This is a genomic window from Paenalicyclobacillus macrosporangiidus, from assembly GCF_900116805.1.
Classification (GTDB): Bacteria; Bacillota; Bacilli; order Alicyclobacillales; family Alicyclobacillaceae; genus Alicyclobacillus_H; species Alicyclobacillus_H macrosporangiidus.
The window spans coordinates 1-14572 of sequence record NZ_FPBV01000033.1 but is presented as its reverse complement, the minus strand read 5'-3'; the positions used below and the strand labels follow the sequence as shown (position 1 = coordinate 14572).

General features: G+C 53.5%; 11 protein-coding genes and 1 CRISPR repeat array. All 11 genes read right to left on the bottom strand.

Features of this window, described 5'->3' with window-relative positions:
• Positions 1–150: 150 nt before the first annotated feature.
• A complete protein-coding gene (locus tag BM357_RS17315) occupies positions 151–564 on the bottom strand; it encodes a hypothetical protein (protein WP_074956475.1) in 414 nt (137 codons plus the stop codon).
• A gap of 43 nt (positions 565–607) precedes the next feature.
• The gene (locus BM357_RS17310) at positions 608–880 is read right to left on the bottom strand and encodes a P-loop NTPase family protein (RefSeq protein ID WP_074956473.1); all 273 of its coding nucleotides are present in this window, start codon (positions 878–880) and stop codon (positions 608–610) included.
• Positions 881–898: 18 nt separating this feature from the next.
• Positions 899–2365 (bottom strand): ATPase, T2SS/T4P/T4SS family, encoded by a 1467-nt coding sequence (locus BM357_RS17305; protein ID WP_074956471.1) that lies wholly within the window; start codon positions 2363–2365, stop codon positions 899–901.
• Entirely contained in the window at positions 2362–3189 is an 828-nt protein-coding gene (locus BM357_RS17300) for an SAF domain-containing protein (RefSeq protein ID WP_074956469.1), read from the bottom strand. The genes BM357_RS17305 and BM357_RS17300 overlap by 4 nt, the downstream gene beginning before the upstream one ends.
• Positions 3190–3225: 36 nt before the next feature.
• The gene (locus BM357_RS17295; protein ID WP_074956467.1) at positions 3226–4683 is read right to left on the bottom strand and encodes an AAA family ATPase; all 1458 of its coding nucleotides are present in this window, start codon (positions 4681–4683) and stop codon (positions 3226–3228) included.
• Positions 4661–5773 carry a CpaE/TadZ family protein gene (locus tag BM357_RS19990; RefSeq protein WP_074956465.1) on the bottom strand — a complete coding sequence of 371 codons (1113 nt, stop codon included), beginning with the start codon at positions 5771–5773 and terminating at the stop codon, positions 4661–4663. Before BM357_RS19990 ends, BM357_RS17295 begins: the two co-directional genes overlap by 23 nt.
• The gene (locus BM357_RS17285; protein WP_074956463.1) at positions 5752–6486 is read right to left on the bottom strand and encodes a hypothetical protein; all 735 of its coding nucleotides are present in this window, start codon (positions 6484–6486) and stop codon (positions 5752–5754) included. Before BM357_RS17285 ends, BM357_RS19990 begins: the two co-directional genes overlap by 22 nt.
• A 273-nt stretch (positions 6487–6759) precedes the next feature.
• Positions 6760–9561, bottom strand: a complete 2802-nt coding sequence (locus BM357_RS17280) for a type IV secretory system conjugative DNA transfer family protein (RefSeq protein ID WP_083430642.1) — start codon at positions 9559–9561, stop codon at positions 6760–6762.
• 7 nt (positions 9562–9568) lie between these two features.
• Positions 9569–10036, bottom strand: a complete 468-nt coding sequence (locus BM357_RS17275; RefSeq protein ID WP_074956459.1) for a hypothetical protein — start codon at positions 10034–10036, stop codon at positions 9569–9571.
• Positions 10037–10641: 605 nt separating this feature from the next.
• Positions 10642–11211: a helix-turn-helix domain-containing protein gene (locus BM357_RS17270; RefSeq protein WP_245784069.1), complete on the bottom strand. Its 570-nt coding sequence runs from the start codon at positions 11209–11211 to the stop codon at positions 10642–10644.
• 464 nt (positions 11212–11675) lie between these two features.
• Positions 11676–12443, bottom strand: coding sequence for a metal-dependent hydrolase (locus tag BM357_RS17265; RefSeq protein ID WP_074956455.1), 768 nt, complete (start codon positions 12441–12443; stop codon positions 11676–11678).
• 978 nt (positions 12444–13421) lie between these two features.
• A CRISPR array of direct repeats spans positions 13422–13897; the repeat unit is 37 nt; unit sequence ATGTAAACAAGTCCTCAAGTAGATTTTCTGATGCAAC.
• Positions 13898–14572: the final 675 nt, after the last annotated feature.

Here is a 14572-nt window from a genome sequence, read left to right as displayed (position 1 = left end):
GTTATTTTCCACGCCTTGGAGCTTGCGAATCCACTCAAGAACTGCGAAGCTATTGACAGAAGCCATCGTTGCGTTCCTCCTACTAGTTTGTTTCGACACACTCTAGTAGACACGCACGGTGGCTTCGTCGTCAATTGTGGACGACGCATTTTACACCACTACTTGAGACTTTAACAACAGGCGCTTGCGAAGCTTGACCACGTATCGACTTGACAGCTCCGCCACGATTTGACGGGGGAGAAGCAACAGCAGCACTACCATGATGACCCCAATCCATACCGGGACCCCGAATACTAGACGCGCGATCCCGATAAATAGAATCCCCACCACAGGAACGTAGCGTGCAAAGTGGTGCACGTCCATCTTGATTCCGATGCGGTTGAGGTCGGTTTGGAGTTTTGTGAGGTACCGTTGCCAATAGGATGTCTTGTTCCGCACTTGAAGTACATCACCAAAAAATTTCCGCGTACGCAGGAGGATCTCGTTTCTCTCCACCAACCGGCTACCCCACCAGAACACGCCGGACAAGAAGATCAGCACTCCAACCGCCAATGTTGCCTGCACTTAGATACCCCCTTACCTAAATCAATTGTTCTGGCAAACAGGTTCACCGCCCGCTCATACTCGAGGTTTCTCCAGAGGACATGAGCATGTTCATGTATTCCTGGATCAATTTCTCGGGACTTGTGGAATGGATGGTGGAGGAAGGCGGGAAGGAGGTCATTCTTGCCACATCCGTCGCCCGCATGGCTGCCTGACCGTCGTGCATCTCACCGACAATGGCGTTTTGCGGGTTCATACGGATCAGATCAATAAGATCGCGCGCGATAGTGATCCCGCCTTTGCCCGTTCCGTCCTGGGTCCACATGCGTCTCTGCACGTAGATGTCTCCCTTCTGTTAAAAGTCCTCTTCCCCGGGTTTCAACAAACTCTCCGGGATTTCGATTCCGTACTTGTAAGCGCGGTCCACCATACGATCGGATAGGCCGTGAAACAATACCTTGCGTGTACGGTAGTTGCGCTCGAAAACCGGCCGCCACCGTACACGGCCGGTGTCGGCATCCTTCACCTCGCCGATTGTGGTAACCAGCCTTTGGGCTTTCACCGCCCCATCTGGAAGCTTGGTCTTGACCAACTCCACCGAAATCAACTGTTGAAACGACGCAGCAAACAGATCCAGCGCCCGCTCATACTTGGGGTTTTCTCCGGAGGACATCAGCATGTTCACGTACACCTGGATCATCTTCTCGGGGCTTGTCGCATGAATCGTAGACGAGAAGAGCCCGGACGTCATCAATGCCACATCCGTCGCCCGCATGGCTGCCTGACCGTCGCGCATCTCACCGACAATGGCGTTTTGCGGGTTCATGCGCTTCAGATCAAAAAGGTTGCGCGCGATAGTGATCTCGCCCTTCCCCTCTCCGTTCGCCTCCTGGGTCCACATGCGCCCATAAAAACCACCGAGCACCTTGGCATCCGGCGTATCCTCCAGCACCCAAGTGAGTTCGTCCTGCGGGATGAAAGCCAACATGGCGTTTTGCAAGGTTGACTTACCCGTACCGGTTGGGCCTCCGACCAAAAATGAGTCCCGTACCTGGGGAATCAGTGCCAGGTAATCCCGCATCCGTGGGGTGAACATGCCCGTCTGTAGAAGCTCGTCCAAAGTAAACGGATGGCCGAAGCGGCGAATCACGAGAATAGGTTGGTTGATAAACAGCACGTACTCGCCGTTGATCCAGGTCGAGAACCCGCATGCCTTGTCTCGATAAAAAATCCGGGATCCATCTGGGAAAATAGCGTTGACGCTGGGAGCCGACAAATCCAGTTGAAAGTCCGCACCCAGTTTTCGTTCCACGTAACGTCGCAGGTCGTCGGCTGTCTTGAAATGCACCCGGCTTCCCCGGGCATCCAACAACCACTTGTTCTCACCGCGTTCCTGGTACAGCACCCCGTAAGTGCCAAAAACCCATATATCGCTTACATCCTTGTTTTCCTTGGCCATAAGCGGCTGCAAAATTCCGTGGTGATACATCTGGATAATGACTTCTTCGATGGCATCGCGGGCCTTGACCGGAAGACGCTCTACTTCACCCTGCTGAATGGCCTTGGATAGACGTGCACGCATTTCATCTTCGCTGGGATTGCCCCGCAAATAGTCCAAGTCCCGGTAAGCGTATTCCAGGAGAATTTCCTTTTGACGTTCCAACAATGAGGCTGTGTCCTCTGGGGAGTTTTTGCCGGACTGATAATGTTCGCGAATAGTCCTGACCTGCTCAATACGTTTGTCCAGCTCTACCGGATTGTTTCGGCGCAGCTCAGCCAAGAGATCCGGCTCTTGATATCTCATCCAAGCGCTGTTGTTCAATGCTGCTCACTCTCCTGAACGTTGGAATTCCCTGTTGCAGTTGGGGTGGTTTGGCCCGCGGTACCCGTCGCAGATGAAGCCGGGGTATCCGACGTGGATGACGAAAACACCGCACCCCCTGGGGCGTTTCCTGATCCGGCGGCACCTGTGCTGGTTCTAGCCGGACTTAAGCCGGAATCCGCCTGGTAGACGTTCTGGTTCTGCGTTTGAGAAACCATCAACACTTGCACGTTAGCTCCAGCAATGGCCTGTTCCATTGCCAGGTACTGAGATTGAGGCATAGTCAGAATGAGCATCGGATTTTCATTCTGATTGTTGTGCCCACCGCCAGTGGTGGGCGCCTCAGTGTAGCCGGTGTTGGAGAGAACATGGACGTGCTCCGCGTGCAGGGTTGCCCCGTTTGGCCCAGGTGCAACCAGATCCACGTATGTGTCGGGTGCGACATATGAATCCAGCGACCCAGGCTTGTACGGCAGGCTAAAGGTCACTTGTCCAGGCCCGGAGATGGTGTTCACCATTCCTTGCAAGGAATGGGCTTCACTGAACATGCCAGCCCGGATCTGAGAGCCGGCGAGGATTCCGAGTGTGGTCATGTGGCCGCTTACTTGGCCAGCCGAACGGGCCGCGTCGGAGAAGACCGCAGCGGCCGGAATGTACTTGACCTCAAAGTCGGCTGGTGTAACAAAGCTGTAGGGCGGAATGTTGTGTTTAGCCACCAATACTGGTTCGGTACGTTGAGCTCTATACACCACATAACTGCCCGTTGCCGCGGCGGCGGCCAAAAGTAAAACAGAGGTGATTCTCATTATTTTTGCTTGATTCACAGAGTCCATACCTCCCTTCCGGTTAATGACGAGGGTTCAAGAATGAGCGGCCTTTGTCTTTTTCCCGCCACCAAACAGGCGCGCAAAAAACCCGCCACCGTTTTTCCCGGATTTTTGCGCTGGCACGAGTGCCGGGAGGTTTTGCGATCCACCTCTCAGCTCCGCCAACTGCGCGTCAAACCACGGGATCACGGCCCTGGAGTATTCCGACGTTTGACGCTCGAGCACAATCGCCTTGTGATTTTCTCGATAGCTATAAAAACGTGGGTCTTCCGGTATGATGAGGGACAAGGGCATGTCAAGCTGGCGGCTGATTTCCTCCATCTCCACGTCCCGATTCTTGCCCAGATAAGCACGACTGATGATCACGTGGATGCGTTCCCGCGGTACCCCGATATTCATCGTTGGACTCATGAGCAGTTCCAGCGTGGCCTTGTAATGCGGATACTGTGCCGCATCGTGCAAGCCTACTAGAACTAGCCTGTCCGCTTCCTGCATCATGGTGACAATGGGCTCTGCCCACATGGACGGAGTATCCACCAGGATGAGGTCGTAGTGTGGCTCGGTCTGGGTCATAATCCACGACAGCAGTTCGGTTGGAATCACAGACGCTCTCTTGGCCGCTGCAATCAACGAAAAATTGAATACCGGGTGATACTCTACACTATCCTGTACCGCCCGTTCCGTCATGCGAGCGTCAGGGTTTTGGAGCATCAAGTGCTGCCAATGGGATACATTCAATTCCCCCGAGGCATCGGCCAAGGTGCCGAGCACCCCGTTGGGATCAAGATCCACTACCAACACTTTGAGGCCCTTTTTGGCAGCGTAGGCAGCAAAGTTGAAAACGAACGCCGTCTTCCCCGCACCTCCACCGGTGTTGCGCAAAGGTCCGACCGCGATGACGTGCGCCCTCCTGTTGCGCTTCCGTAACGCTTGACGGGAGGAGTACGAGGCATTCGACTCTGTTGTGGCATGTACCGCTGTGCTAATCTTCGGCGCCGTCACACTCGATTTCGCCTTTGCCGAACTTTCCTCGGTCGCACCCCTCTTGAGAGTGCCCAGGCTGAGAGCAGGACGGGAGGCCTCCTTCCTCACACTTCCCGTTCCCGGGATATGATTGGCCTCGGAATGTGTCTCTTTACTCTCGGTCGTAGATGCCTGGGACGTTCCGGATTCGTCGCTAGTAGCTTCTGGTGTCCCTGCCTGCTCGGCAAAGAAGTCAATCAACTGCGCATCAGAAACCATGTAGCGTACGCGAGGGAAGCGACGGCGCAGCTGCAGAGTCACGCGTTTTGCAACCACACAGGTATTAAGGCCCCACTCGTCCTGAAGCTCTCGAACGACCTCCGGGCCCTGGTCCTCATCCACCACCACCCAGTCCGGATGAAGACCTGCAACTTCGAGTATCGACCTGTAGTGTTCCGGGTTGTATTCCGCGAGGGCCTGTAACCGTTCCAGTGCGGACGGAGAGTCATCCAGCAATACGATTTGCAATTTCATCACCTCCAAACAGGGCTTCTTGCAAGCGCCGCATCGCCGAACGAACGGCTTCCGATACTTCTGAAGCGGGTAAGCCCTGAGCAATAGCTTGGCATTGCTCCTCCTCGTACGGCACAAAAACCAGCTTGGATTCAGGCCAAAAAGCTGCGAACTCGCTCTCATCAAACGGAAGACGCTTCGGAACTTGATTGACCACTACGACATCTGCGGGTAGTCCCTCCAGATAACGACAGCGATGCACGTCCGCAGTGGTCACGAGTACCCGAAGTGTCCGTTGCGCGAAGTCGTGATCGGCTGTGGCCAAATACTCCTGCAACCCCAGGTCCATGACCACAGGATCCACAAACTTAGCCGTGGCCGACGCCACTTGGTGAAGATCCACTGCCTCTTCTCCGAATGGGTTGCGCGTGTACACTGCCAGGTCGTCACGCAAGACAGCAGGCCTGAAAGGCGCTGCAAGCGATGCCTGCTCTTCTTCGGCTTCGGCGGATAACCACGTGGTCAACACCGGCCGGAGTCCCGCCTCCACGTAGTTCATAGCTCTCGACTCGGACAACATGGTGGCCAGATTCAGCCCGATAAAGGTCGCTCCACACCCAGGCGCCGCCGACACGACGATACACAGCGGACATGTGAGATCGCTCGTCGACGGTTCTTGTGCCGCGGGTATTCCAGCAATTTCATCCTGCATGACTTGTGAGGCAGGCACTTTTGTCTGGAAAGAAGACAAGGATGAAGCGATCCATTGGAGTAGTTCGTCGGGATCAAGCTCCTCACGTAAAAACGCTTGCACTCCCGTCTCCTCCAAAGACTCCAAGAACTCCGGAGTCTCCCGGGGGGTCCCGATGTACAGCAGGTTGAGACCTATATTCGCCAATGCTTGTACCTGTTCCAGAATTTCGGTGTCCGCCTGTTGTTCAGAAAAACGATTATCCGACAGGATCGCCACGTGCTCGGATAATCCGGATAAGGGCATTGCGGCCAAGTCGTCTGCAGTACCGACCTCGAACCCGAGATTTCTCGCTACAGGAACGAGAATCTCACCGAAATCATCAATTCCGGTTAAATCGAATATGTTTGCCAACTGTATCCATCCTCCCCTCGTAACCTTACTTGCAACAAACGTCCAGCACCCTCGCTGCGTCCTCGGAACAAGAAGTAACCCTCGTCCTCTTCAAGTGCTGTCACGTCGGCATCCTCGATGTGATGTCTGTCCACCCATTGCTTCCAGGCATCATCAGCCGGTGTCCCAGCCAGCACAATTTGCGTTTGATAGAAGCTCGGAAGTTTGCTCATGTTCAGAGGCTGGAAACGATCAGCGATGATCCAAACTCCGCCCCTGTACGCATCAATGCGTTCGAGGGAATTTTGAAGGGCCTGTTTTTCGGTGTCCGTCAGGTCCCTCAAATCCCCGAGATGCACCACCACCACGTGGGGGAATTTGGTCGTCTCCTTGAGGACGTGAACCTCGTCAAGAGTTTCCAACAATCGATTGAACGTCAGCACACGCACCGTAATAGGCGCCTGAAGATTGGAAATTGCGTTGTACTCGATTGTCGACCACTTACCACCGCAGAGGAATGACGGCCCCAAATCCGAACGCTCACTCAGGTCCAGAAGTATGAATTTCCACCCCAGCCGCGCAAACATCGAGACTGTGTTGCGCACCCACGGGATTTTATGAGGATTCGATTGAGGCCCTATCAGCAGCAGGTTTTCTCCTTTCGCATGACGGTAATGCAAGTCAGCCGGTTGAAGCAGGGGTGAATAGGACTCCGCATTACCCCGAGGAACCATAACGTTGCCTTCCCTTCTGATACCAATTGTTGTGGCCAGGGCTACCCCCTCCTTTCTTCGGACTGTTACGATGAACGAATCAGAAGGACGCAACCAAAATTTTGGTGACTCACTCCGGCATTTACAGAATCTCAAATGTCCTGAGTTAAAAAACGCAGAAACGATGCAAGTTGCTCACACCGGGAGTTGATGGAGGAGTAGCGTAACGCGGGAAAACTCCGGCCCGGGGATTGCCCGGGCCGGAACGAAACTTGTATGGAGTACGGTCTCAGATCATGTGGATCGGATTCGATGACCACAGGTCGTACAAACCCATACCTTCCTGTTTCCCGAGATATGCAACTGCATGGGTTCTCCATCAAGGGGGCAACAAGTGTTCGGATCGATTTCTCCGTGCTTTACCCCGGATGTTTCTATGACCGATTTGGAACGGCGCAATGGTTGACGAGTGACTTGCTCCTGGTCTCGCCATGACGATGCCCGATTGATACTACGCGTTGTCTCAGCGGATTTGACCGTTGCACGTTCAGGATCAGTCCGCAGTGCAAGCCGCGGCCGCAAAGTTTGGGTATTTCGTGCCGGCGCCCGGGTAGCTTGTTCAGTCTCTTCTGGTTGTGTATTGGACTCCTGCGATTGCGTTTGGATACGAATCTCCGCCCGGGATTCACGAGGGGTGGAACCGGCGAATCGATCCCGCAGGCTTTCATCGCTCTCTGCCGCTTCTGAGACGTGAAAATCATGTTCGTCCGCGGAGTTCGATGGAATGTCCTCCAAGCCACTCGTTAAGCCCGGCGGATCGATATCCACGGTCCAGGTGTCTGTCACCCGTGTCTTGCCCGGGGCGTACACGTCTCTGCCCAATGACAGTCCCCACCGATACCCGTATAAGGTCACGTTCCCAAGCGTTAGCAGAGGCCATTTCATCCGTGCCACCGTGTCGGATTTTGGGTACACCGATACGGGCCGACGGCGCCGAATCTGAACGGGTTTTTTCACCGGACCTCGGCCGATCTTGTTCACCAGGGCGCGGTTCTCTCGTGGCTCTGGAATGCGCATCCGAACTGGTTTTTGACCTCTCCGGTTTTTCACCCCGATGTAAATGACTTCGTTCTCCGTCAATCCAAAGCGGATGAAATCTGACGAGAATCGTGGCACGAGTTCCTCGGACTCACTTTTCGTGACTAATGGTTGACCGTCATCTCTTCCAAGGCCACCGAGTCGAATTTGGCGGGTCGAACGACTGGTACGAATGCGTTTTACCTTGCCGCACATTTTGGAGACGTCTTCCGCGTCCTCGTAAGCGAGATTGGACAGGTAAATCCAGTGCCGAGTTGATCCTTCCAATGTTCTCCGGTAGTTTCTGGCAACATCATCCATCTGACCCCGTGATTGATGGGCCATGACCATGCTATGGCAATGCTTGCGACCTTGGGTCCGAATCTCATTGATGGAGCGAGTCGCATATGACGGATACTCATCGACGTAGGTGTACACTGGGGGCTTGTCATTGTCTTTCCCGGGGCGATTGAGCACTGCCTGTTGCAGGAACACCAACACCATTCGCCCCACCAGCTTGCCGGTTTCTGTCTGTCCGGTAATGACAGACAGCAATTCCCCCCGGCGACCGTGTGGAGCGGCTTGTTTCCAGGCCTCGAGATCTCCTGTTTGTGGACGGGACCACTCCGGCGGGTCGATCCAGGATTCGAAGTCGAAGTTAGGACGCCCCACCGAGGCTGCCACCTCTGTCCCCAGTAACTCTTGAACATACTGGCTCGAAATCAGAACGCGGACCTTGCCTCGCAGTCCACGAATAATGTTCTTGTATGCCTCCGCATTCTTTCCGGTGAGACTCCCGCCGAACTCATTGATGATACTTGCGGCTGCTCGGCGCAGCATGACCCGTTGAGGTTCTGTGAGCCTGGGCCATACCACGTTTCGGATCCACTCGGACCTTTGGTCGACAAGAGGTTGATCCAACGTACCATTGGACTCCAGAGCGGCCACCGCCTGAACTCGTGAGGCTTCCAGGAACAGTTCGTCCATCTGCACGAGATATCGGTCGTACCACCCGATGATGTCGATCTCCACAGGGTTGCCATCGTTGTCGAATCCGTGCAAAAACTTGTACAACTGCAACGAGTCCGTGGTGACCTGGGCCGCCATGATGTCGAAAAATGCCTCACCTTTGGCACGGTCACCCGTCTGTTCGTTGAGCACAACGTTGACGTTGTTAATGATTGCGTCAATGTCGTTACCTGCCAAAGGATTGAAACGGATATTGGTGGTCTTGCCCTCCCCTGTCTGTCCGTCGATGATGTGAATTCGCCGGACCGTCAGACCGAGTTTCTCCGCGTATGCTTCAATGCTTGGTTCAGGTTGAGGCGAGATCCAGACCACGTTGCCCATGACTCCCCGTGCCAAGGCCTCAAGGTCCTGATAAATCATCGGCTTCATCGTCATGAAGGTCTTACCAGAACCAATCGGACCGATAATGCCCATATTGAGAAACCGGTCCTTGCCCTGGATTACCACTTTCTTTCCCGCGCCTTTTGCCGCGTCCGGCAAGCCCGGTTCTGCCTCACCAATCACTGTTCCAATCGTCACATCCGGGAACTCGTACGCATCTTGTCGGTCACGATTGGCGACAGGATGCGCGACGAATATCCACAGGCGATTGAGTGCGTACGCCAATGAATAACCCGATGCACGCGTCATCCCCCAAATGAGCAGCACAATCACTGCCATTACGAGTAGGACCGCAATCAGTCCGTAATTTGGACCATGCACTGGCAGGACCGGGAACGCCGTTTCCCGTTGGTGAGAATCCACGGCCGGCATAACCACCCAGGAACTGTTCGGCTGTCTTTCCATAGCGGAATTCACAGCCCGGTACAAGGCATACATCCCGTATCCAGCAATGCCAGCTAACGATAGCAAAAAGAGTGCGCGTCCGGCGCGCCAAACAGAACTCGCGAACATCAGAATCAGGAGAGCTGGGGCTAATAACAGGAGCGGGTGGGCCCAAAATGGTTCGAGAGACAGCGAGATGTGAGGCGTTGGCAAATGGTTTGGCATGTTCGCTTCAACTCCCGAGCAGTTCCTGCTCCAGCAAGTCCAGTAAATGTCTTTCCTCAACCCGCTGTGCTATCGCGCCCGAAACCAAGGTGGCAAATCGAAGTGTTCCGGTCCGCGGATCCAGCTGCACAAAGTACCGACCGACCAGTTCATCGTCACGTCTCGTGATTTGCATCGTCCAACGATCTCCGGGAAGTGTTGACGCTTCACGTATGGGGATAAAGTTCAGTTCCCGATCCCCGAATCTGATATAGAACCTTCCTTCCGAGCGGTCTGCTTCCCATACCTTTTTCACACTTTTTTGGGGGTATGCAGCAAGCATGTTCTCGACTGTCCTTGTCAATCGTTGCACTCGATCGAAAAATTCCTCGCACAACCCATCAAAGTGCTTCTCCATCAAGTCATCCCAGTTGTCCATTTCCACCTGTTGCTTTACCCGCTCAACCACAGCTTGTACGAGATCGTGTACATCCATAGAGACACACCTCCACTGTCATTCTGGTTTGCGTATCGGTTGGTGAAGTGCAATTTTGATGCAGGTTTCCTTACTTGAACGTGAGCCGGTTGATGTACAAAGTGCCTCCGGAATGTGAGGCCTGCGTTGTGTAAGGAGGGATTCCAGAAGTTGCTGTGGCGATTCGGACGAGGCTGGGCATTTGCGTGTTGCAGGAACCATCGGGGGTGCGAATGGCCGCGCAAATTTGAATGGAGCATGCCGCAGAGGACGGGTAAATGCCGGTAGCCGAACGCCTTGGGCCGGCAGCGGTTACGAGTGGCCTCCGCGCCGCGCAATGGTATACGTGCGTGTACGAGGAGCCGAGATGGGAATGCAGAAAGGAAATCAAGCCAAAACACACCGGAGTCATCGACCTAGTGGTAGGAGTAGTATCATGTTCATTCTTTAGCTAGATTTTCTTGCAATGAATATTATTCGCCGTACATCTTGAACCCCGGGGGTGTTCAAATCGTACACCGGAGGTGGTCATATTGATCCCACGTACATCTTGAACATGGGGGTGTACAATTTGTACATGGGTATGTTCATCTTGTACGGGCCCAGAAAAAGCATAAAAAAGCACCTCAAGTATCGAGGTGCAATTGATCTCGTATTCCTTTAGCTTTGAGCCGCTTCTTTGCGGTGGGGCCTGGTTTTTCGTAGCGCGGCACTTCCACCATCCCGCTGCGCTCAAGTTTTTGCATGAATAGATCGTGCTGGGTGCGCAGTGTTGGCGGCAGTTTCTCGTACAGCTCCTGCGAAAGCATCGGTACGTTTCGGCGCACAATGTATATGTTTGATTCGTTCTCTCCGTTCGGCTTCTCTACGTTAATCTTCCACGCTAGGTAATACTCCTCGAGTTTTGCAAAGTGCCGATGAATCGTAGGCTCGCTGACACCGCATTCGTCCGCAAGGAGTTTACGCGACGGCCAAGCCGTCTCTTTTCCGTATGCATGCATCAAGAGATGTAAGTAAATGGACAGCGCATTCGGGCCGATGAAATGGGACCAGAACATTAGTATGTAGTTGCTGACTTGTGTGAAGTCGCCTTGGGTTACTGGCAAACTGTATTCGTACCCTCGGCGTTCCAATGACACTCTCTCTATTTCCCACTCGGGGATCTCCACCCATTCCCCGGTCTCGAAGTGCTTCATGCGGTACACATACTGTTCGCCCATACGGTGGAACAGGAGTTTTTGGTTGACTCTAACACGCCCGTGTGATACTCTGTTTTTGCGAATATCACACAGTTACCTAAAGACCCCAGCGGCGGCCAACCAAAGGGTCTTTTTCTTTTTGTCTACCACAGCTCCTGTCCTCTGCCCTCCTTTCCTACCAAATGAAAAACGCCCGATTCTGTTACCAGATCGCGCGTTCAATGTTTGTATATAGATACACTCCTCCCATTGGGTAAGAGCGTACCCCGCGCGATTGGTCGATAAAAGTATATCATAGATTGGTAGGATTGTGTGAAGATCCTCTGAACACGTCGTTTGGTGTCGCAACATTCTAGTTGATGGAGTACACGGCGTATGGTAAGATAAGCTCAAACAATATACCGCGCAATTGGTCAGTAACCCTCCTGGTTCAAACCGGAGGGTTACTTATTTTCCACCCATCAGACCACCGCGAGCACCACAAATCCAAGGAAAGCGACACCGCCGATGATGGAATCCACTATGCCGCCTGTGTGAACCCAGCGGATCCCGAAGCGCCGTCCCCAAGGCCACAACAATGGCACCCCACCGGCCACGGCATCGGCAACCAGGTGCAGTGTGTATCCGACGATGAGACCCGGACCAACCATGCCGATGTGGAGTGTGTTGAACAGATGATTGCACAGGTTGACACCCGCGGCGAAAAGAATCAGCCCGATGAGACTGTGTGTGAAGGTACGGTGCTTGGCAAACATGGCCCCAATCGTCCAAGCGACCAACAGCACGGTCGCTTGTACCGGGATCTGTTTGTGCCATCCCAGGTAGAGCAGTCCTGCGGTTATAACACCCAATCCAAGAATGCGGGTCGTATTCTTCGCGGCCCCGAAGGCCCCGAATAGGATGGTCAATAACAGGACCAGTCCCCAAGCTGTCAGAGACGCCTGTTGGTGCATCAGGACAATCAGTGCAGCCATGATGAAGAGTACCGGAAGCCCAAGGACCACTTCGATCTTGCGCGCCATGAGCGAATCGGACTGCTCCAGATCCGGTATGAGAGCTCCCACCATCGAAGCACCAACGAGAACCACTTGACTGACCACCACGTACGGGATGGTGTTCGAGTGACTGTCGAGCAGTTGACGGATGGGTTCCCACTGCGAATGAAGAATGAGTGGTGTGGCCGCCACCGCTCCGACTGCGCCGATGCCCATGTGCGTCCGTCCCAGCATGGTGTCTTCCCTCCCGTGCGACAAGATTATCATCAAGTGGCTAACCGAATTAGGCAATTTCGAGGCAACTTTGATCGAACTGTTGCATTGCGGCGAGCTTCGGGTCCGCCAGGTTTGCGACAAACTAAAGCTGATGGGAAAATGGTGTTTGCTCGGACGGATGTTGTGGTACAATGTGCATAGAATAACAAACGGAAGAGGGATCTACCCTCTTCCGCGTCGGTCTGAGTGAGGACCCCGTTTAGTTTGCCGACTGCCGGGGTCCTTTCTCATTGCCCACACCAGGGTCGCAACCGAGCGGATCACGGCTGCCAGCCCCAGTAGGGCGAGAAACTCACTCAACCCGTACACCCCCTTTCGTCAGGGAGTGAACGCGGAGAAGGTTTCCCCTCTCCCACTGGTTATTCTATCATGTTGCGAGCTTGTGATGGTTTAGAGGTATCCCGCATACATTGACGTGTTTCCCATCCCTAAAGGGGGTGTTCTTTCTCGTTTATCGCGAGTTACGGGAGTGCGCAGCTGGGCATTCCATCGCACACCCGTGGGGGACGCCATCATCCGGGACTACTGGACCTGAGCCCAGATACTTGCACCATTTGTTGACTGCGCTGAGGCCATCACGATGGTCGCTTGCGTAGATTTTCTGATGCAACGCCTTCCCCACAAATCCCCATCTGATGCGCTGATGGCAACAAATAAATTTTCTGATAAAACCTGCTACCTGATCCACTCATCTACATCGATCTGTCGGACATGGAAACAAGTTCTCACGTGAGTTTTCTGATGCGATTGTCTGACAGCCGATCCTTGAAGCGCTGGGTGGCGTCATGGAAACAAGTTCTCATGCAGGTTTTCTGATTCGACCTCATGACCGGCCAACCAACGGTCCATCATCACGCATGTAAACAAGTTCTCAAGGCAGATTTTCTGATGCAACATACGAAAACTGGCGGCGCTACGCGCGAAGGAGCGCGACGTATGTAAACAAGTCCTCAAGTAGGTTTTCTGATGCAACTCTGCTGGGTGAAGGAGGGCGCACATACCCGCTGAATGTAAACAAGTCCTCAAGTAGATTTTCTGATGCAACATGAATGACGGAACGCCGCTTCAACTCAAGCGGGCTCATGTAAACAAGTCCTCATGTAGATTTTCTGATGCAACGGATCGTAGATCGTGAGCCCATCTACGTCCTTACAGAATGTAAACAAGTCCTCAAGTAGATTTTCTGATGCAACGTAGGTGTCCGTGTGCTTGTCCATCTCCGGCTGGTAATGTAAACAAGTCCTCAAGTAGATTTTCTGATGCAACTTGGAAGACCCGAGGGACATCTATGAGATGGTCGCATGTAAACAAGTCCTCAAGTAGATTTTCTGATGCAACGCAGAGTGACGGTCAACAAAACTCCGAAGGTCACTGGATGTAAACAAGTCCTCAAGTAGATTTTCTGATGCAACCCTTCGTTTACGATTACGTATTAGACCTCGAATTCGCAGGGCTTTTACGCGAACCTCTCTTTATACTGTCCATCAGCTACTATGATACATTCTTTCTCCAAAACAATTCCGGACTTATCAGCATAGCCATTGTGCGCGAACCTCATCTGATTTTCAAAGTGCTCAAGGTTCGCGCAAGTCTATTTCCGGCTCTTCGAATTTTATCCCCGTTCGCAGCTTTGGAGGCATTTGTGCCCAATGTGCCCGGATGATTTTGACGGTCTCATGGGCATCCTGTAGTGCCTCCTCGGCTAACTCATACTCGAACATAAACGGGTCTCCAAGCTGTCGTTGTGCGGCCGTAAGTGCTTTTTCAAGTGTGCGTACAGACCGATACAACAGGGCAACGTCCGCGAGAGTCTGGCGGATCAGCAGTTCTTCCGGAGACAACCTGGGAGCTGACTTTACTGTGCTCCGCTGCTCCCTCAGACGCGCTCGGATTTGCTCGATAGTGGCCCGGGGTTAAAGTCTCAAGTAGTGGTGTAAAATGCGTCGTCCACAATTGACGACGAAGCCACCGTGCGTGTCTACTAGAGTGTGGCGAAACAAACTAGTAGGAGGAACGCAACGATGGCTTCTGTCAATAGCTTCGCAGTTCTTGAGTGGATTCGCAAGCTCCAAGGCGTGGAAAATAAC